Origin of the sequence: Amycolatopsis sp. FU40 (assembly GCF_021903635.1) — a bacterium.
Taxonomy (GTDB): domain Bacteria; phylum Actinomycetota; class Actinomycetes; order Mycobacteriales; family Pseudonocardiaceae; genus Amycolatopsis; species Amycolatopsis dendrobii.
The window spans coordinates 6,895,202-6,913,605 of the sequence record NZ_CP091381.1 but is presented as its reverse complement, the minus strand read 5'-3'; the positions used below and the strand labels follow the sequence as shown (position 1 = coordinate 6,913,605).

Below are 18,404 nucleotides of genomic sequence, written 5' to 3'. Positions count from 1 at the left end.
GGACTTTGCGGCTGCCGTGACCGGGATCGGCACGGACCGCACCGACGCCCCGTGGCGGTCCGTTCCGGCCTGCCCGCTGAGCGGGACCGGGCGCGTCCGCGCAGTCGTTCGATCCCTAGCGTGCAGCGGTAAATCGGCAAGAGGAGTGCAATGGCTGCGCCGAAGATCAGCGATCGCGACGCGATCGTCGAGGTCGTCAACCGTTACAGCTACAGCTTGGACGAGCGGGACTGGGATTCGCTCGATCAGGTCTTCACCGCCGACGCCGTCGGCCGCTACGGCGGGCAGGCGCTGAACGGCAGGGCCGCGATCGTGGCCTCCATCCGGTCCTTCCTCGATGGATGCGGTCCCTCGCAACACCTGCTGGGCAACCATATCGTGGAGCTCGACGGCGACCAGGCGATCGCCCGGTGCAAGGCGAGGGTGTACCACTACGGCGCGGGCGAGCGCGCCGCGCTGGCCCCCTATGAGTGCTTCGGGGTCTACCGGGACCGGCTACGGCGAACCGCCGAAGGCTGGCGGATCACCGAACGGTTCTTCGACGTGCGGCACACAGTCGGCGACATCGCGATCTTGCGGCCGTCTTCTGGGGTCAACCCGTGACCGGCACTGCTCCGGTCGGTTCCGGAGCGCGGGTCCTCCCTCGGCAAACAGCCGGAAATCAAGCCAGCGAAATCCCCGCGACCGCCCGAACCACGGCAGTGCACCGATCCTCGACATACTCCAACCCGGCCTCCGAAGCGATCCGCCGCGCCTCCGCCGACACGATCCCCTGCTGCAGCCACAACGCCTTAGCCCCGATCGCCACCGCGGAACGAGCGATGTCCGGTGCCTCGTCGGCCGGACGGAAGACGTCCACCAGATCCACCGGCTCCGGAATATCCTCGAGCGACCGGTAAACCTTCTCCCCGAGCAGTTCCGTCGCCGTCGGATGCACCGGGATGATCCGGAAACCGTGCGCCTGCAGCGAAGCCGGTACGCCGTGCGCGGCCTTGCCCGGGTCGCGGCTCAGGCCGACCACGGCGATCGTGCGCGCGCTGGCGAGAATTTCTTCAGGCTTCATACTCTCCTCAACATCCCCGCCCAGCGAACGATTCCGCCACGTCACAACCGCCACAACCGCAGGCCGCGGACGCGATACACCGGCCACAGCACGTGCCAGGGCGACCGCCGCAGGAACGCGGTGCTGCACACCAGAACATTGCGCGCGACAGTGGACGCGACTTCGTGCCGGTCTGGCCACGCTTCGCCGCGGGCGCCGAGCGCTAGGCGAAGGACGGTCAGCAGACCGCGTCCTTGCAGGTCATAGCGGGCACCGGTGTCGCCGGCGTCCGGAAGAAGGCGGGCGATCTCCACGCGGAAAGCACCAGTGACAGCCTCGCCCGCGGGCACGTCAGCGACACTGCCCGCGATCGCGCGGCCGTGCAGCCGACGCGCGAATCGTGTGAGCAGCCGTCGTTCCCACCACGGCAGCAACCGGCGGTGCGCCAGCAAGGCGGCGCACTCGCTGTGGCCGAGGGCGAAAACCTCGGCGAGATCGTCGTACCGGCTGATCGCGGTCGGCTCCGCCAGGTGCAGTCGCACCTCGAAGCGGACTCGCGCGATCAGCTCGTCGATCGCTTCCCGCCGGTCGAGCCGTGCCTTCTGCCGCGAAGCCGCCCAGTCGCCCATGGGCCAACACTCTGAACCCGGCGGGGTGCCGAGTCCAGTGGTTCAGCCGATCTTCGAGCCGTACATCTCGCCGAGCTCGTCCGCGATCAGTTCGATCCGGGCGCCGTCCGGGTCGGCGAAGTAGATCGACGTGCCGCTTTCTTCCTGGTACTTCACGCCGGCGGCGTCGAGCCGGGAGCGCGCGCCCGCCCACGCTTCCGGGGTGAGCGACAGGGCCAGGTGGTGCAGCCCGCCGAGCACCTCCGCGTACGGGCCGAGGTCGAGGCCGGGCAGGTCGAAGAACGCGACCGCGTTGCCGTTGCCGACGTCGAAGAAGAAGTGGCTCGACCCCGGGTAGTCGCGGTTTTCGATCAGCTCGGTGAGCGGAAAGCCGAGAATGTCCTGGTAGAAGGTGATCGTCCGCTCGACGTCGCTGGACAGCAGCGCGGTGTGGTGGATGCCGCGGCCGACCGTCGCCGGGCGTTCCGCCGCGGGGTGCAGGTGCTGCTCCCGCAGCCGGTCGCGGGCCTGCGCGAGCTGGGCGACTTCGGTCTCGGTGGGTGCCATGGCAGGTCACGTCCTCTCTGGGAGCCAACACGAAGTACGGTACGCCGACAAACTCTCGCACGCAAGAGATTAGCGAGCGAGAGAACTCGTCCGTACCGGTGAATGGAACGGCCGGGTTGGCTCAGGCGGCGCGGTCAGGCAAAGTTCGGCCCGTGGAACCCGCTGAGCTGCAGGACGCCGTCGCGCTGCTGAGGAGCGCGTACGAGCGCCACGAGCCGATCGATCCGCTCGTGAAGACCTTTCCCGACGGCACCATCGAAGACGCCTACCGCGTGCAGCAGGAGCAAGTCCGCGCCTGGGTGGCGGCGGGCGACGTGGTGCGCGGCCACAAGGTCGGCCTCGCGTCCGCGGCGATGCAGCGCCAGATGGGCGTGAACCAGCCCGACTTCGGGCACCTCACCAGCTCGATGTTCCTGCTCGAACACCAGCCGATCCCGACGACGCGGTTCCTGCAGCCGCGCATCGAACCGGAGATCGCGTTCGTGCTCGGCGCGCCGCTGCGCGGTCCGGGCGTAACCGTCGCCGACGCTGTCCGCGCGGTCGACTTCGTGCTTCCGTCGCTGGAGATCGTCGATTCGCGGGTCCGAGACTGGAAAATCTCGATCTTCGACACCGTCGCGGACAACGCGTCGTCTGGCGGCGTCATCCTCGGCAGCAGCCCGACCAATCTGCGAGACGTCGACCTGCGGCTCGCCGGCTGCACGCTGCATGTCAACGGCCAGCTCGCGGCCACCGGCGCGGGCGGTGCGGTGCTGGGTTCGCCGATCAACGCCCTGGTGTGGCTGGCCAACACGGTCGGCCCGCTCGGCGTGACGCTGGAGCCCGGCCACGTCGTACTGCCCGGGTCGATGACCGCCGCACAGACCGTCCGCCCCGGCGACACCGTCGTGGCGACCATGGCTGGCCTGGGCAGCGTGACCGCGGTGTTCGCGCCGGAGGAGGACAAGTGACCGCCGATATCGTTGCTGCAGCGCAGGAATTGCTCAACCGGACCGAAGAGAGCGCGCAGCTCACCGACACCTGGCCGGACCTCGACCTCGCCACCGCGTACGCGATCCAGGACGAAGCCCTGCGGCTGCGTCAGGAACGCGGCGAGACGCTGATCGGGGTGAAGCTCGGGCTCACGTCGCGGGCGAAGCAGCAGCGGATGGGCGTCGAGGAACCGCTGCTCGCGTGGCTGACCGACGCGATGGTGCTGCCCGCGGGCGCCCCGACGCCGCAGCTCATCCACCCGCGCGCGGAGCCGGAACTGGTGTTCGTACTCGGCGAACGGCTCGCCGGTCCTGGCGTCACCGCGGCTACCGCTCTCGCCGCGGTTTCCCAGGTGTACGGCGGAATCGAGATCATCGACAGCCGGTACCGCGACTACCGGTTCACGTTGCCGGACGTCGTGGCGGACAACGGTTCGTCGGCGCTGTTCGGGCTCGGCTCGGTCGGCCGTCCACCGTCCTCTTTGGACCTTTCACTGGAAGCCGCGCTGCTCGAAGTAGACGGTCAGATCGTCGACACCGCGACCGGGGCCGCCGTGCAGGGCCACCCGGCCGAGGCGCTGGCGCTGGCGGCGAATTCGCTGGCCGCACGCGGATTGGCGCTCGAACCGGGCTGGCTCGTGCTGACCGGCGGCATGACCGACGCCGTCGAATTGCGCCCAGGCTCCCGCGTCGCCGCGCACTTCTCGAACCTGGGCTCGGTGACGATCAGCGGGTAGCGAGCCGTTTGATCCCGGCGATCACGCGCGGCCACACCTCGCGCGGCAGGTCGTGTCCCATGCCGGGCACGAGATCGAGGTCGGCGCCCAGCGCGCGGGCCGTCGCGCGGCCGCCGGACATGTGCACGAGCGGATCGGCCGTGCCGTGAATCACCAGGGACGGCACGGAAAGCCGGCGCAGATCGGCGGTCCGGTCGCGAGCGGACAGGATCGCGGCGAGCTGCCGGAACACGCCCGCCGGGTTGAGACCGCGGTCGTAGGTGCGTTCCGCGCGCTGGCGGAAATGGTCCTCGTCGAACTGGTACTCGCGCGAGCCGATCAGCTTTGACGTGCGCACCAGCTGTGTCACGTAGTCCTCGCGCGTGCGCGGCCCCGGGGCCAGCATCGCGAGCGCGGCGCGCGGGCTTGGCAGGCCGACGTTCCGCGCGCCGGTCGTCGACATGATCGAGGTCAGCGTCCGCACGCGCCGCGGATGCCGGATCGCGAACTCCTGCGCGATCATCCCGCCCATCGACGTGCCGACCACGTGCGCGCGTTCGATGCCGAGCGCGTCGAGCAGCTTGCCCGCGTCGTCGGCCAGGTCGCCGAGCGAGTACGGCGCGGACCGCAGGAAGTACGCGAGCGGCAGGCTGGCCCGGCCGGTCCACCACTGCGAGCGCCCGACGTCGCGGTTGTCGAACCGGTGCACGTGGAAACCCGCCTCGGCGAGCTGCTCGCAGAACTCGTCGTCCCACCAGATCATCGGCGCGGCAAGGCCCATCACCAGCAGCAACGGCGGCGCGGACGGATCGCCGAACGATTCGTGGCACAGGGTGATGCCGTCGGCCTCGATGGTCTGCTCGGTCATGGCTCCAGTTTCGCGCACGGCTTGGCCGGTCGCCGCCGTCCGGGTACTCTCCCGCTAGAGCGATCTATCAAATCGCAAGGGGGCGAGCAGTATGGACGTTCTGCGCGAGAAAGGACTCGGCCCGCTGCGGGTGATTCTGGCGTTCACCCTGGTCAGCACGGTCCTGCACTACACCCACAACGTCGTGCGCGCGGTGGATTACCCGCAGATCCCGGGCATCAGCGTGCCGGTCACGCAGGTCGTGGTAGCGGTCAGCTGGGTGGTCTTCACTGTGTTCGGCGCACTCGGCTATCGCGCCTACGCACGCGGCCAGTACTGGCGTTCGCTGGCGTTTCTGCTGGTCTACTCGCTGTCTGGACTGGCGAGCGCGGGGCATTTCCTCGTCGGCGTGCCGCGGGTCCCGGCGTTCTGGTTCGCGACGATCTTCACCGACACGTTCGCGGCACTCGCGCTGTGGGTATTCGGGTGCTGGGCGGCGATGCGGCTCAACCGGGTGAGCATCGCCGGGCAAATGTCTACACAACATTGACGTTCGTTGAAACCATGTAGACAATCGAGGACGTGACCACCACCACACCTGTCACATTCGAGCGGCATCCGGACACGTACCGGCACTGGCGGCTTGCCGTCGACGGCGAGGTCGCCTGGCTGGAGATGGACGTCGACGAGCAAGGCGGCCTCGTGCCCGGGTACGAGCTGAAGCTCAACTCGTACGACCTCGGCGTCGACATCGAGTTCTACGACGCCACGCAGCGGCTGCGGTTCGAACATCCGCAGGTGCGCGCGGTGATCGTGACGAGCGCCAAGGACAAGGTGTTCTGCGCCGGGGCCAATATCCGGATGCTCGCCGCGTCGCCGCACGAGTGGAAGGTGAACTTCTGCAAGTTCACCAACGAGACCCGCAACGGCATCGAGGACGCGACCGAGTTCTCCGGCCAGACCTACGTGGCGGCGGTGAACGGCAGCTGCGCCGGCGGCGGCTACGAGATCGCGCTGGCCTGCGAAAAGATCCTGCTGGTCGACGACAACTCGTCCACCGTCGCGTTGCCCGAGGTGCCGCTGCTCGGCGTGCTGCCCGGCACCGGCGGGCTCACCCGGGTGGTCGACAAACGGCGGGTTCGCCGGGACCTCGCGGACGTGTTCGCGACGCGGCCGGACGGGGTCAAGGGCCGGACCGCGGTCGACTGGCGGCTGGTGGACGAGCTGGTGCCGCGCGTCGGGTTCCGCGAGAAGGTGCTGTCGCGGGCGCACGAACTGGCCGCCGAATCCGACCGGCTGCCCGCTGAACAGGGGATCGAGCTGGCCCCGCTGGACCCGTCGGTGACCGACGACGGCATCGAGTACCGGCACGTCCGGATCGCGTATGACCGGCCGAACTCACTGGTCACGCTCACTGTGCTCGGTCCGGACGGCGAACCTCGGCTCGACGGCTGGCTGCTGCGGATGACCCGCGAGCTGGACGACGCGATCCTGCGGCTGCGCACGAACGAACCAGAACTCGGCACCTGGGTGCTGCGCACCGAAGGCGATCCGGAGCAGGTGCTCGCGCACGAGGAGGTCGTGCTCAGCGGAAAAGACTGGCTGAGCAACGAAATCCTGCACTACTACAAGCGCACGCTGAAGCGGCTGGACGTCACCAGCCGTACCTTGATCGCGTTGATCGAACCGGGCAGCTGTTTCGCGGGCAGCCTGCTCGAACTGGCCTTCGCGGCGGATCGGCAGTACCTGCTGGACGGGCCGCCGATCGACGACGAGGACTCGCCGGAACGCGCGTCGATCACCCTGTCGGAAGCCAATTTCGGCGTCTTCCCGATGGGCAACGGACTGTCCAGGCTCCAGTCGCGGTTCTACGGCGACGACGACCATCTGACGTGGCTGGCCCGCGAACGCGACCGTGCGCTGAGCGCCGCCGAAGCCGTCGAACTCGGCCTGGTCACCGACGCGCCGGACGACCTCGACTGGGAGGACGAGATCCGGATCGCGCTGGAGGGCCGGGCCTCGCTGTCGCCCGACGCACTCACCGGGATGGAGGCGAACCACCGGTTCGTCGGCCCGGAAACGATCGAAACCAAGATCTTCGGGCGGCTGACCGCCTGGCAGAACTGGATCTTCACCCGACCGAACGCCTCCGGGCCCGACGGCGCGCTGCGTCGTTACGGCACCGGGCAGAAGGCGGTCTTCGACAGGAAGCGGGTCTGAACCGATGCCCGAAAAGATCGACTACGACGCCAAGATCCCGAACAACGTCCAGCTCGCCGACGACCGCAGGCTGCAGCGCGCGCTGGAGGGCTGGCAGCCGAAGTTCATGAACTGGTGGGGCGAGATGGGGCCCACGCTGGAGACCGAGGGCGTCTACCTGCGCACCGCGGTGAGCGTCGGCCGCGACGGCTGGGCGCACTTCGACCACGTCAACGTCCCGGACTACCGGTGGGGCATCTTCCTGGCCGAACGGGAACCGGACCGGCGGATCGCGTTCGGCGAGCACGCCGGCGAACCGGTGTGGCAGCAGGTGCCCGGCGAATACCGGGCCGACCTGCAGCGGCTGATCGTGATCCAGGGCGACACCGAACCGGCGTCGGTCGAGCAGCAGCGACTCCTCGGGCTCACCGCACCTTCGCTGTACGACCTGCGCAATCTCTTCCAGGTGAATGTGGAAGAGGGCCGGCACCTGTGGGCGATGGTGTACCTGCTGCACGCGTACTTCGGCCGCGAAGGCCGGGATGAGGCCGAGGGCCTGCTGCTGCGCAACTCCGGCAGTCCGGACGCGCCGCGCATCCTCGGCGCGTTCAACGAGGAAACGGCCGACTGGCTCGCGTTCTACATGTTCACGTACTTCACCGACCGCGATGGGAAATACCAGCTCGGCACGTTGAAGGAAAGCTCGTTCGACCCGCTGTCGCGCACCTGCGAGTTCATGCTCAAGGAGGAGGCGCACCACATGATGGTGGGCACCACCGGCGTCGACCGGGTGGTGCAGCGCAGCGCCGAACTCATCCGCGAGCACGACACCTACGACATCGCGTCGCACGGCGGGATCCCGCTGGACGTGATCCAGCGGTACCTGAACTTCCACTACACCGTGTCGCTCGACCTGTTCGGCAGTGAAACGTCGACGAACGCGGCGAACTACTACACCGCGGGGCTCAAGGGCCGCTGGCAGGAGACGCGGCGCAAGGACGACCACAAACTCACCGAGGACAGCCGCCTGCTTGAGCGTCCGCGCGACGACGGGACCTGGACGTCCGAGGAATTGCAGGCCATTCTGCTGCTGAATCTCGACTTGCGCGCCGAGTACACCGCTGATTGCCAAACCGGGGTCAACCGGTGGAACAAGATCCTCGGCGACGCGGGCATCGACTTCCGGTTCGCGTTGCCGCACCCTGGTTTCAACCGCGAGGTGGGCATAAACTCCGGCCACCACGTTACTCCGGACGGCAGCATCGTCGACGAGGCCACGTGGGAGGCAGCGCGGCGCAAATGGCTGCCGACGGCCGAGGACCTGACGTTCGTCCGGTCGCTCATGCACCCGGTGTACGAGCGCGGGAAGATCGCCAGCTGGGTCGCGCCGCCGAGGCAGGGCATCAACGGCAAACCTTTCGACTACGAGTACGTGTACCTCACCTGAGGGGGCACCGATGACGGTTCCCGCGAATTTCAACGCCGCGGAGTACCTGCTCGGCCAAGGCCGTCCGGACGCGCTCGCGGTCGTCTCGCCGCGGCGCACGCTCAGCTACGGCGAACTCGCCGCCGAGACCCACCGGGTCGCGTCCGGACTGCGTGCGCTCGGCGTGCGTCCGGAGGAGCGGGTCATGTTCTGCATGGTCGACGACGTCGAACTGCTGAGCGGGATCCTCGGCGCGATGCTCGTCGGCGCGGTCGCGGTTCCGGTGTCCACTATGGTCACCGGGCTCGAACTGGGCCAGGTGCTCGCCGATTCGCGGGCGCGGGTGCTGTGCGTGTCCGGGGAGTTTTCCGCGCAGGCGGCGGGCGCGCTGACCGGTGCGCCCGAGGTGACCGATGTGGTGCTCGACCGGGCCGATCCGGCGGAGTTCCCCGCCAGAGTGCGGACGCACCGGTGGCCGTTGACCCCGACGGACGATGTCGTGGCCTCGCCGACTTGGGAGGATTCGCCCGCGCTGTGGCTGTACACCTCCGGCACGACCGGCAAGCCGAAGGGCGCGATGCACCGGCACGGGAGCATTCGCGCGGTGTGCTCGACCTACGCCTCACAGGTGCTGGGAGTGTCCTCTTCGGACCGGTTCCTGTCCGTGCCCAAGTTGTTTTTTGCTTATGGGCTAGGAAACTCGGCGTTCTTCCCGCTCTCCTGTGGCGGGACGACGCTGCTGGAACCGGCGCGTCCGACGCCGGGGCTCATTGCCGCACGGGCGCGGGCGGACCGGCCGACGTTGTTCTTCGGAGTGCCGACGTTCTACGCGGCGCTGCTGGCCAGCGACGTGCCGGACGATTCGTTTTCCTCGGTGCGGTACGCGGTTTCGGCTGGCGAGCCGTTGCCGTCGGCGTTGTTCAAGCGATTCCGTGAGCGGTTCGGGGTGGAGATCCTGGACGGGATCGGGTCGACTGAGGCGTTGCATATTTTCCTGTCCAACCAGCCGGGTGCGGTGCGGCCGGGCAGTACCGGCGTGGCGGTGCCGGGGTACTCGGTCGAAATCCGGGACGAGCAGGGTGCGGTGATTTCGGAAGCGGGACGGCCGGGTGAGCTGTTCGTGTCCGGACCGTCCATCGCCACCGGGTATTGGGCGCGATACGAGACTACGAAACAGGTTTTCCAGGGCCCGTGGCTGCGGACCGGCGACAGCTACGTGCGCAACTCGGATGGCACCTACACGTGTCTCGGCCGATTCGGGGACATGCTGAAGGCGGGCGGGATTTGGGTGTCTCCGTCCGAAGTGGAAGAACGGCTGCTGCAACATCCGGCCGTTGCCGAGGTGGCGGTGGTCGCCGCGCCGGACGAGGACGGATTGGACAAACCGGTCGCCTGCGTTGTCGCCGCCCCTTCGTCCACCGTAGACGCGGAGGAGCTGATCGAGTTTTGCCGGGAGGGGCTGGCCGCGTTCAAACGGCCGCGCGGGGTGGTCGAGATGGCCGAGTTGCCGAAGACCGCGACCGGGAAGATCCGGCGGAACGTGATCCGCGAGATGGTGCGCGAGTCGCTGCTCGTGCCGCAGCCGCAATCGTGATCGACTGGCCGGCATGATCGACGAGCATTTCGTGGTGGACGCCCACGTGCACACCCCGCGGCTGCCCACGCTCAAGCCCGCGTGGCTGGACTGGGCGCGCGACTTCGCCGGCGAGTACCCGTGGCGCACGGTGTACGACGCGGACGGCGCGGTGATCCCCGCGGCGATGGACGACCTCATGGCGCAGGAGGGCGTCGACCGGGTGCTGCTGTTTTGCGAATACAGTCCGCGGGCTACCGGCATTCAGGCGATCGAAGACAATCTGCCGTTGGTCGCTTACAACCCCGAGCGGTTCCGCCTGGTGGCCAATGTGAATCCGCATCTGCACCATCCGCTGGTCGACGAGGTGGAACGCCAGCTCGCGCTGGGTGCGGTGGCGTTGAAGATCCATCCGGTGCACGGCGCGTTTTCCCCGGCGGACAAGGAGCTGTACCCGGTCTACGCCTTGTGCGCCGAACGCGGGATTCCGGTGATCCTCCACTCCGGACTATCGGTCTTTCCGGGATCCCGTGCCAGCTATGGGGATCCTTCGCTGCTGTCTGATGTGGTCGAAGACTTCCCGTCGGTGAACTTCGTCTTCGCGCACGGCGGCCGCGGCTGGTGGTACGACGTGGCGGCGTTCATGGCCCAGGCGAGGCCGAACGTGTGGCTCGACCTCGCCGGGCTGCCGCCGAAGAAACTGCCGGAGTATTACGCGCGGTTCGATCTCGTGCGATTGGCCCGGAAATGGATCTTCGGCACTGACTGGCCTGGGGTGCCGGGAACTGCCGTGAATGTCCGTGCGGTCGCCGATTTGGGGTTGCCCGCGGAGGTCCTGGACGGTGTTCTGTCCGGTAATGCGTTACGGCTGATGCCCGGCCTGCGTTGAGTTTATTTGCGCCAGAACAAGTGGTGCACGACGCCGCTGGAGCTGGGGATTTTCTCGAGGTGGTAGCGGTCGGTCAGTTCGTCCGGGCTCGCCCAGAGCCGTTCTCCTGCGCCGAGTTCGACCGGTGCGACGGCGATGTGCAGCGTGTCGATGAGACCGGCTTCGAGGAATTGCCGCACCGTGTTGACGCCGCCGCCGATCCGCACGTCCTTGTCGCCGGCGGCTTTCTTTGCCTGCGCGAGTGCTTCCTCCGGGGTCGTGTCGAGGAAGTGGAAAGTGGTCTGGCCCAGGGTGATCGAGGGTCGTACGTGGTGAGTGAGGACGAAGACCGGCGCGCGGAACGGGGGTTCGTCGCCCCACCAGCCTTGCCAGTCGTGGTTCTCCCACGGCCCGCGGTACGGGCCGAACTTGTTGCGTCCCATGATTTCCGCGCCGACGTCACCGCGGTGCATGTCGCGGGTGAAGTAGTCGTCGAGCCCGCGAGTGCCGCCGGGTTCGCCGCGCATCGGCCAGCTGGCGGTGGCCCCGGCCCAGGCGAAGAGCGGTCCCGGGTCGGGATGGCCGAACGGCTGCTCGAGCGTTTGGTCCGGACCGGCGCCGTAGCCGTCGGCGGAAACGTTGAAGCACTGGACGCGTACCAGCATCGATACCCCCTGCTTGTCTTTTGCAAGCACTATGCCGGAGGCGATGGTAAAGTGCAAGTGGTTTGGAGGAGGTATGCGATGCCGGACGGCCCGCGCTCGGGGTGCCCGATCAACGCCGCGATCGAGGTCGTCGGCGACCGCTGGAGCCTGCTGGTCCTGCGCGACGTGATGTTCGGCGACCGGCGGCATTTCCGGCAGTTGCAATCGCAGTCGGAGGAAGGAATCGCGTCGAATATCCTCGCCGACCGGCTGCGCACGCTGACCGAAGCCGGATTGCTCACGCGCGATTCAGCCGGTCGCGGGCAGCGCGCGACTTACAGTTTGACTGAGGCGGCGATTCAGCTGGTGCCGGTTTTGGTGGCGTTGGGAAGCTGGGGGTTGCGGCATCGGCCGACGACGCCGGAATTGCGCGTCCGGGCGGAACTCCTGGAAGCTGGCGGCCCGCCGCTGTGGGAGGAATTCATGGCGGAGCTCCGGGAGCGGCATCTCGGGATTCCCCGGCCGGACGGAGACGGGCCAACGGCCACGGAACGCTTGGCGGCGGCTTATGCGGAGGCGGTCGCTCGGAGTTGACGCGGTTGCCTCGGTCGATTTATCGACCTGCCGCGACCTGATTTCAGGTGCCCGAGACACTCGCTCGTCCTTGGATACATCCAGCCGAAGTTGATCACTCAATCCGGCATTCGCCCAGCTGAACCGGATCCGCCGCGCGGCCTGGCTCGTCAGCCTTCCCGTGCGAGGAATGCGGAGCGAGGACGAAGTACGCCGTCTGTTGACGAGGATGAACCGGATCGTCGGCGCGAACCCGGGCTTTCGCGCCGACGCGGACGACGCTTGCCAAACGGCCTGGCTGGAATTGCTCACCCGCCAGCCGGACTTGCGGGATTCGAACGGCCTGGCCGGCTGGCTGACGACCGTCGCGTGGCGGCAGGCGCTCCGGGCAGCCGAAAACCGCGCGCGGGTGAAGCTGGTCGACGACTCGCACCTGGATGCACACGAACCGGCGAAGTCGCCCGAGACGGAAACCTTGGCTGGCGAACTGGCGACCGCGCTGTGGCGCGCGGTGGCGAAGTTCCCGGAACGCCACCGGCGGATGATGCTCCTGCTGGCGCACTGCCCGGAACTGCGGCACGACCAATTGGCCGCCGAACTGGGCATCTCCCCGTCGAGCGTGAGCCGCATCCGGCATCGCTGCTTGACGGTCCTCCGGCGTCGGCTGGAGGCCGACGGCTTCAGTTATCCATGACCCGGGTAGCCCGCGATCACCCGTTCACCGACCGCAGCGTCCGCATCGCCTCCGCCAGCCCCTCGGCATCAGGCCCCAATGGCCCGAGCACGATCCGCCGCAAGATTTCCGCGCACGCGGCTCTCGCTTTGAGCGCCACCTCCAACCCGTGCTCGGTCAGGGAGGCGAACGTCACCCGGCGGTCTTCCGGGCTCGGGATGCGGCAGATCAAATCCGCGGCGACCAAGCGGTCCGCCACCTTGGTGAAGCCTCCGCTCGACAGGGCGGCTTCGGTCGCCAGGCGGGTCATCGGCATGCGGTGTTCCGGGGACCGCACCAGGCGCAGCAGGATGTCGAACGACGCGGGAGCCAGGCCGAACCGTTCGGCGATTTCTCCCATCAGTGCGTTCTGCGTGGCCAGATAGCCCTCGATCACGAGGCCCCACCACGTCACGATCTCGTCGTCGTCCGTCTGCGGATCCGGGGTCATCTTCCGGAGTCTACCCGGAATACATCTTGCGCGCGAGAAGTTACTCTGGACAACGAAGGCTGAGGTGTCCACAAAGGAGCGACGATGATTCACCGGTACGCCGAGGGCGACCCGGACCTCCCGGTGCTTGTTCTCCTGCGCGGAACCGGTGGTGGTCCAGACGATTTGCTCAGTGTGGCGAACGAGCTGAGCCCGGAATCGGGGACGCTCGCGCCGACGGGGCCGGTTTCGGAAAACGGGGCGGCGCGGTGGTTTCGGCGGCTTTCGGAGGGCGTGTTCGATCACGAGGACGTCCGGGCGCGAGCGGACGAACTGGCGGATTTCCTCAACGAGGCACGGGAAAAGTACGGGTTCGGCAGGGCGGTGGCGGTAGGATTCTCGAATGGCGCGAACATCGCGGCCGCGGTAGCGCTCACCAGGCCGGACGCGCTCCGGGAAGCGATTCTGTTCTCGTCGATGTCCCCATTGCCGGAATTGCCGCGCCTCGATCTCACCGGAACTCGCATATTCCTTTCCAACGGCGAGCAGGATCCGATGGCTCCGCTGCCAGCCAACGACGCACTCGTCCGCCAGTTCCGCGAGCGGCACGCGGAGGTGGCGACGCATCGCTGGCCGGGAGGGCATCAGGTGACCGTCGAAGGAATCAGCACGGCGAAGGACTGGCTCGCTAGGGTCGGGGCATGACCGAGCTGACTCGCGCGCAAGACCTGCTCGCCTCCACGATCCTCGCCGACGGACACAACGACCTGCCGTGGGCGCTCCGCGACAAAGCGGGCCCGAACCCGGTCGAGGCGGTGGCGGGCGTGGATCTCACGGTCCCGCAGCCGACGCTGCACACCGACTTCCCCAAACTCGCCGAAGGCAAGCTGGGCCTGCAGTTCTGGTCGGTGTACGTCCCGTGCGAGTTCAAGGGCGACAGCGCGGTCACCGCGGTGCTGGAACAGATCGAGGTGGTTTACCAGCTGGCCGAGCGCTACCCCGAGCGGCTGCGGCTGGTGACCACGGCCGACGAGGCCGAGGCGGCGTTCTCCGGCGGGCGGATCGCGTCGTTGCTCGGGGCCGAAGGCGGGCACAGCATCGCCGAATCCCTCGGGGTGCTGCGGATTCTGCGCAGGCTCGGCGTCCGGTACATGACGCTGACCCACAATTTCAACACCACCTGGGCGGACTCCGGAACCGACAAGCCCGAGCACGACGGGCTCACCGAGTTCGGCCGCGAGGTCGTGCGCGAGATGAACCGGATCGGCATGCTGGTCGACCTTTCGCACGTCGCGCCGAGCACCATGCGCGCCGCGATCGAGGTGTCGAGCGCGCCGGTGATCTTCAGCCACTCGTCGTGCCGCGCGGTCAACGACCATCCGCGCAACATCCCCGACGACGTGCTCGCCCAGCTGCCCGGCAACGGCGGCGTCGCGATGATCACCTTCGTGCCCGCCTTCATCTCCGCCGCGGTTACCGAGTGGGACAACCAGCTCCGGGACGCGATGACCGCCGCCGGGCAGGAGTTCCTCGACCTCGGCCAGCGCGGCCGGTTCGCCGAGACCTGGGACGCGCCGCCCAAGCCGAAGTCGACGATCGAGGACGTCGTCGCGCACATCGAGCACGCGCGCGAGGTCGCCGGGATCGACCACATCGGGCTCGGCGGCGACTACGACGGCGTCGGCGAGCTGCCGGAAGGCCTCGAGGACGTGTCGAAGTACCCGGTGCTCATCGCCGCGCTGATGGAACGCGGCTGGAGCGACGAGGACTGCGCGAAACTCGCCGGCCGCAACACGCTCCGGGTGCTGCGCGAGGTCGACGCCAAGCTCTGAATTAGCGCAGCACGGCGAGTGGGCGGACAATCACGATATGTCCCACGCGCGAAACGACGGTCCCGACGGGGCCGCGAAATCGGAAATTCCCGAGGCGCCGGGCACTGAGGTGCCCGGCGCACTCGACCACGCCGCCCCGGGCACCGCACCGGGAGCCGAACCCGGGCCGCGCCCGCCCGCCGCGAAACCCGCGGGCCGCCGGGGCAAGGTCAAGTCCACTCGGATCAGCGGCACCTGGATCGCCGTCATCGTGGCGATCGTCGTGCTGGCGTTCCTGCTGGTGTTCATCCTGCAGAACCTGGACACGGCGACCGTCCACTTCCTCGGCGCGTCCGGCAGCATGCCGCTCGCGGTGGCGATGCTGTTCGCCGCGATCGCGGGTGCCGCGCTGGTCGCGTTGATCGGCGGCGCTCGCATCCTCCAGTTGCGGAAGCAGGCCCGCCGACGGCGCTGACCGGTACCGTCAGCCGCATTCCGGCGCTCGCAGGCTCAGCAGGATCTCGCACACCGCGGGATCCCCGCTGACCTGCACTCGCGCGCCCACGTCCGATGCGGGCAACGTCCCGCTGCACAGCCGCCAGAACGCGTCCGCGTCGGTAACCAGAGAGGCGAGCGGAGACCGTGACGTCGCAGCGCCGCGGTCGATCGTCCAGCCCGCCGAGGTCGCGCGGAGAGTCCATCGCCCGGCTCCCTCCACCGCACAGGCCACCTGACGTCCGGCCCGCGCGGGCACCGTTCGCAGCATCTGCGGCAGCGCACGCAGAAACGTGTCCACCACCGGCGTCCGGAACTCCGGCTCGTCGAGCAGCGGAGCTGCCGCGGCCTCCCGGACCTGCTGCTGAAGCACCCACTGCGCCGCGTAGTCGCGAGCGACCGTCAGCCACAACGGCGCCGCGGCCGGTTCGTCCAGGTCGCGGTGCTTCCACAGTTCGGTCAGCTGTGTCGTGCTGTCCACGAGCATCGCGAACAGCACCTCCGGCGACAGTTGCCGGCAGGCGGAGACCCAAGACGACCCCTCCGCGAAGTGGCCGTCCCGGTCCCGGGAGAGCCGCCTGAGCTTGCGGCCCAGGATGTCGGCGGTCAGGTCGTGCACCGTCCGTTCGCCGAGCGCGGGCAGGGCCCACTCGGGCGTCCGGAGGTCGGAGAGAACTCCGATCAGCGCCTGTTCTTCGCGGACGAGCAGCGGCAGCACGTCGATCGGCGGTCCCCACGGCGCGGTCATGCGCGTCATCCAACACCCACCGGCCAGGCATCACAGGGCCATTCGGCCTACTCGCAGGTAGCATCAGCGCGAACAGTGAGGGGAGCAGCCCGTGGACTACCAGCGACCGAACGGCCGGGGCACCGCCGAGGACGTGGCCAACCTGGCCCGCCGGGCAGGCCAGCTCGCCGGATGGGCGGCGCGCACCGGCTTCGACCTGACCCGCAAACTCCCCGGGATCGACACCGCCGAACGCGGCCTCAAGCAAGTCGAACGCGGCCTGCTGAGCGAACTGCGCCGCCGCCTCGACGAGGTCGACGATCCCTATCACGCGGCGTTGACCGCGGCGTCCGCGATGAACCGGGCCGACGTCGGCAGCCGCGCCGTCGAGACGACCGTGACGCTGGTGCCCGCCCGCGACCACGTCGAACCGTTGCGCGCGGCGATGGCCGAACTGCTCAACCACTCCATCGGCTTCGGCCGCGAACGCGCCCGCGAGTACTTGTACGCGATCATTCTCCGCCAGCTCACGCCCGACGAAGCGCGCATCCTCGCCGCGCTGTCGGACGGCTCCCCGTTCCCCGCGATCGACGTCGCCGAGCGCAGCGCCATGGGCGGCACCGGCCGGATCGTGCTGCGCAACGCCTCGACGGTCGGCAAGGCGGCCGGGGTGTCGCTGCCGGACCAGGTGCCCGGCTACGTGACCCGGCTGATCGGCCTCGGGCTGGTCGAACTGGACGAGGAGGTGCCCTCGCTCGAGACGCAGTACGAGATCCTGCTGACCGACGAGTCGGTCCGCGAGGTGGAGAAGCAGGTGAAGCGGATCAAGATCATCCGCCGCACCATCCACGTCTCGCGGCTCGGCGCGCAGTTCTGGCAGGCCTGCGACCCGAGCCTGGGCTGAACCCGATGGGCGGGTTCGTCTCGGGCATTCTCGACGACTTCGTCCGGCACTGGCCGCTCTATGTCTCCATTCCGATCGTCGCCGCGCTGATCGGGTACGGCACGAAGCTGGTCGCGATCCGGATGATGTTCCAGCCGGTCGAGTTCATCGGCGTCAAGCCCTTCCTCGGCTGGCAGGGCATCGTGCCCAAACGGGCCGCGCGGATGGCGAGCATCGCCTGCGACACGATGACCGAGCAGCTGATCAAACCGGCCGAGGTCGTCGCGAGGCTCGACGCGGACCGGATCGCGAAGGAAATCGAGAAACCGCTGCTCGCGGCGGTCGAGGACATCGTGCGCGAGGTGGCCGGGCACTATCAGCCGGGCCTGTGGGAATCGCTGCCGGTCGGCGTGCAGCGGCTGGTGATCCAGCGCGTGCAGGCCGAATCGCCGCACATGGTCAAGGCCGTGCTCGAACTCATTCAGTCCGATGTGGACAGTGTGTTCGACCTCAAGGGCATGGTGGTGACCAGCCTCGTCAAGGACAAACGGCTGCTCAACCGGATCTTCCAGGAAGCGGGCGCGGAGGAGTTCAAGTTCATCGCGCGCTCCGGACTCGTGTTCGGCGGCCTGATCGGCGTCATCCAGATGGTCGCCTGGGTGCTGTTCAAATTCCCGCCGATCATGCCGTTGTTCGGCCTCTTCACCGGCTGGTTCACCGACTGGCTCGCGTTGCGGATGATTTTCTACCCGCTGGAGCCGAAGAAATACTTCGGCGTCACCTGGCAGGGTCTGTTCCTCAAGCGGCGCGCGGAGGTCGCCGAGGCCTACGGCGAGTTGATCGCGAAAGAAATCATCACGCCGCACAACGTCATCGAGGCGGTGCTGCAGGGCCCGCTTTCCGACCGGGTGCTCGCGCTCATCCAGCGGCAGCTCGACCGCGAGCTGGGCCGGGCGGCGAACGTGGCGAAACCGTTGCTGGTCTTCGCTATCGGCAGCCGCCGCTACCAGGACATGAAGCTGGCCATCTCCGAGCAGATCATGACCCGGCTGCCGGACACCATGCGCTACATCGAGGATTACGCCACCGACGCGATGGACATCCGGAACGTGCTGGTCGGCAAGATGAAGGAATTGTCGCCCGAGGAGTTCGAGCAGCTGCTGCGCCCGGCTTTCCAGCAGGACGAATGGATTCTCATCGCGACGGGGGCGGTGCTCGGGTTCGCGGTGGGGGAGGCGCAGGTGCTGGTGTTGGAGCATCTCGCCACGTAGGTGTCGTGAGTGGCAAACCCGGTTAGAACCGGCATAAACAC

General features: G+C 68.2%; 22 protein-coding genes. 15 read left to right on the top strand and 7 right to left on the bottom strand.

The window, feature by feature from the left end; translation table 11 throughout:
* The first annotated feature begins 150 nt into the window (after positions 1-150).
* Entirely contained in the window at positions 151-603 is a 453-nt protein-coding gene (locus L3Q65_RS32450; RefSeq protein WP_237597441.1) for a nuclear transport factor 2 family protein, read from the top strand.
* 58 nt (positions 604-661) lie between these two features.
* Here the strand turns inward: L3Q65_RS32450 and L3Q65_RS32445 are convergent, their stop codons facing one another.
* From L3Q65_RS32445 to L3Q65_RS32435, 3 genes are read right to left on the bottom strand one after another with little or no spacing between them, the layout of a single operon-like run.
* Positions 662-1,063 carry a CoA-binding protein gene (locus L3Q65_RS32445; protein WP_237597440.1) on the bottom strand — a complete coding sequence of 134 codons (402 nt, stop codon included), beginning with the start codon at positions 1,061-1,063 and terminating at the stop codon, positions 662-664.
* Between the two features lie 41 nt (positions 1,064-1,104).
* A complete protein-coding gene (locus L3Q65_RS32440; RefSeq protein ID WP_237597439.1) occupies positions 1,105-1,671 on the bottom strand; it encodes a hypothetical protein in 567 nt (188 codons plus the stop codon).
* Positions 1,672-1,713: 42 nt separating this feature from the next.
* Positions 1,714-2,217, bottom strand: a complete 504-nt coding sequence (locus L3Q65_RS32435) for a VOC family protein (RefSeq protein WP_237597438.1) — start codon at positions 2,215-2,217, stop codon at positions 1,714-1,716.
* A 152-nt stretch (positions 2,218-2,369) separates the two neighbouring features.
* Between L3Q65_RS32435 and L3Q65_RS32430 the strand changes: the two genes are divergently transcribed.
* Positions 2,370-3,167 (top strand): 2-keto-4-pentenoate hydratase, encoded by a 798-nt coding sequence (locus tag L3Q65_RS32430; protein WP_182896416.1) that lies wholly within the window; start codon positions 2,370-2,372, stop codon positions 3,165-3,167.
* Positions 3,164-3,925, top strand: a complete 762-nt coding sequence (locus L3Q65_RS32425) for a 2-keto-4-pentenoate hydratase (protein WP_182896417.1) — start codon at positions 3,164-3,166, stop codon at positions 3,923-3,925. Before L3Q65_RS32430 ends, L3Q65_RS32425 begins: the two co-directional genes overlap by 4 nt.
* Here L3Q65_RS32425 and L3Q65_RS32420 read toward each other — a convergent pair.
* A complete protein-coding gene (locus tag L3Q65_RS32420) occupies positions 3,915-4,772 on the bottom strand; it encodes an alpha/beta fold hydrolase (protein WP_182896418.1) in 858 nt (285 codons plus the stop codon). The two genes, L3Q65_RS32425 and L3Q65_RS32420, sit on opposite strands and share 11 nt — an antisense overlap.
* 91 nt (positions 4,773-4,863) lie before the next feature.
* On the opposite strand from L3Q65_RS32420, the gene L3Q65_RS32415 reads away from it, so the two are divergent.
* The 5 genes from L3Q65_RS32415 to L3Q65_RS32395 are packed head-to-tail and all read left to right on the top strand — an operon-like array spanning position 4,864 to position 10,838.
* A complete protein-coding gene (locus tag L3Q65_RS32415) occupies positions 4,864-5,301 on the top strand; it encodes a hypothetical protein (protein WP_237597437.1) in 438 nt (145 codons plus the stop codon).
* A 32-nt stretch (positions 5,302-5,333) separates the two neighbouring features.
* A complete protein-coding gene (gene boxC, locus L3Q65_RS32410; RefSeq protein WP_182896420.1) occupies positions 5,334-6,971 on the top strand; it encodes a 2,3-epoxybenzoyl-CoA dihydrolase in 1,638 nt (545 codons plus the stop codon).
* A gap of 4 nt (positions 6,972-6,975) precedes the next feature.
* Positions 6,976-8,397 (top strand): benzoyl-CoA 2,3-epoxidase subunit BoxB, encoded by a 1,422-nt coding sequence (boxB, locus tag L3Q65_RS32405; protein WP_182896421.1) that lies wholly within the window; start codon positions 6,976-6,978, stop codon positions 8,395-8,397.
* Between the two features lie 10 nt (positions 8,398-8,407).
* The gene (locus L3Q65_RS32400) at positions 8,408-9,970 is read left to right on the top strand and encodes a benzoate-CoA ligase family protein (RefSeq protein ID WP_237597436.1); all 1,563 of its coding nucleotides are present in this window, start codon (positions 8,408-8,410) and stop codon (positions 9,968-9,970) included.
* A 13-nt stretch (positions 9,971-9,983) separates the two neighbouring features.
* Positions 9,984-10,838 (top strand): amidohydrolase family protein, encoded by an 855-nt coding sequence (locus L3Q65_RS32395; protein WP_182896423.1) that lies wholly within the window; start codon positions 9,984-9,986, stop codon positions 10,836-10,838.
* 2 nt (positions 10,839-10,840) lie between these two features.
* Here the strand turns inward: L3Q65_RS32395 and L3Q65_RS32390 are convergent, their stop codons facing one another.
* Entirely contained in the window at positions 10,841-11,482 is a 642-nt protein-coding gene (locus L3Q65_RS32390) for a dihydrofolate reductase family protein (protein ID WP_182896424.1), read from the bottom strand.
* 78 nt (positions 11,483-11,560) lie between these two features.
* Here L3Q65_RS32390 and L3Q65_RS32385 point away from each other — a divergent pair, with 78 nt between their 5' ends.
* Both L3Q65_RS32385 and L3Q65_RS32380 read left to right on the top strand, forming a co-directional pair.
* Positions 11,561-12,055: a helix-turn-helix domain-containing protein gene (locus L3Q65_RS32385; RefSeq protein ID WP_182896425.1), complete on the top strand. Its 495-nt coding sequence runs from the start codon at positions 11,561-11,563 to the stop codon at positions 12,053-12,055.
* A 169-nt stretch (positions 12,056-12,224) separates the two neighbouring features.
* Positions 12,225-12,728, top strand: coding sequence for an RNA polymerase sigma factor (locus L3Q65_RS32380; protein WP_182896426.1), 504 nt, complete (start codon positions 12,225-12,227; stop codon positions 12,726-12,728).
* 16 nt (positions 12,729-12,744) lie between these two features.
* Here the strand turns inward: L3Q65_RS32380 and L3Q65_RS32375 are convergent, their stop codons facing one another.
* Positions 12,745-13,197, bottom strand: coding sequence for a MarR family winged helix-turn-helix transcriptional regulator (locus tag L3Q65_RS32375; protein ID WP_237597435.1), 453 nt, complete (start codon positions 13,195-13,197; stop codon positions 12,745-12,747).
* A gap of 84 nt (positions 13,198-13,281) precedes the next feature.
* Between L3Q65_RS32375 and L3Q65_RS32370 the strand changes: the two genes are divergently transcribed.
* From L3Q65_RS32370 to L3Q65_RS32360, 3 genes are read left to right on the top strand one after another with little or no spacing between them, the layout of a single operon-like run.
* The gene (locus L3Q65_RS32370) at positions 13,282-13,881 is read left to right on the top strand and encodes an alpha/beta hydrolase (protein WP_237597434.1); all 600 of its coding nucleotides are present in this window, start codon (positions 13,282-13,284) and stop codon (positions 13,879-13,881) included.
* Positions 13,878-15,008, top strand: a complete 1,131-nt coding sequence (locus tag L3Q65_RS32365) for a dipeptidase (RefSeq protein ID WP_182896429.1) — start codon at positions 13,878-13,880, stop codon at positions 15,006-15,008. The genes L3Q65_RS32370 and L3Q65_RS32365 overlap by 4 nt, the downstream gene beginning before the upstream one ends.
* 37 nt (positions 15,009-15,045) lie before the next feature.
* Positions 15,046-15,462 carry a lipopolysaccharide assembly LapA domain-containing protein gene (locus L3Q65_RS32360; RefSeq protein WP_182896430.1) on the top strand — a complete coding sequence of 139 codons (417 nt, stop codon included), beginning with the start codon at positions 15,046-15,048 and terminating at the stop codon, positions 15,460-15,462.
* Between the two features lie 9 nt (positions 15,463-15,471).
* Here the strand turns inward: L3Q65_RS32360 and L3Q65_RS32355 are convergent, their stop codons facing one another.
* Complete coding sequence (locus tag L3Q65_RS32355) at positions 15,472-16,230, bottom strand: hypothetical protein (RefSeq protein ID WP_370648134.1); 759 nt, start codon at positions 16,228-16,230, stop codon at positions 15,472-15,474.
* 91 nt (positions 16,231-16,321) lie between these two features.
* Between L3Q65_RS32355 and L3Q65_RS32350 the strand changes: the two genes are divergently transcribed.
* Positions 16,322-17,113, top strand: a complete 792-nt coding sequence (locus L3Q65_RS32350) for an Abi-alpha family protein (protein ID WP_182896432.1) — start codon at positions 16,322-16,324, stop codon at positions 17,111-17,113.
* Positions 17,114-17,118: 5 nt separating this feature from the next.
* Positions 17,119-18,363, top strand: a complete 1,245-nt coding sequence (locus L3Q65_RS32345) for a DUF445 domain-containing protein (RefSeq protein WP_182896433.1) — start codon at positions 17,119-17,121, stop codon at positions 18,361-18,363.
* The last annotated feature ends 41 nt before the right edge of the window (positions 18,364-18,404 follow it).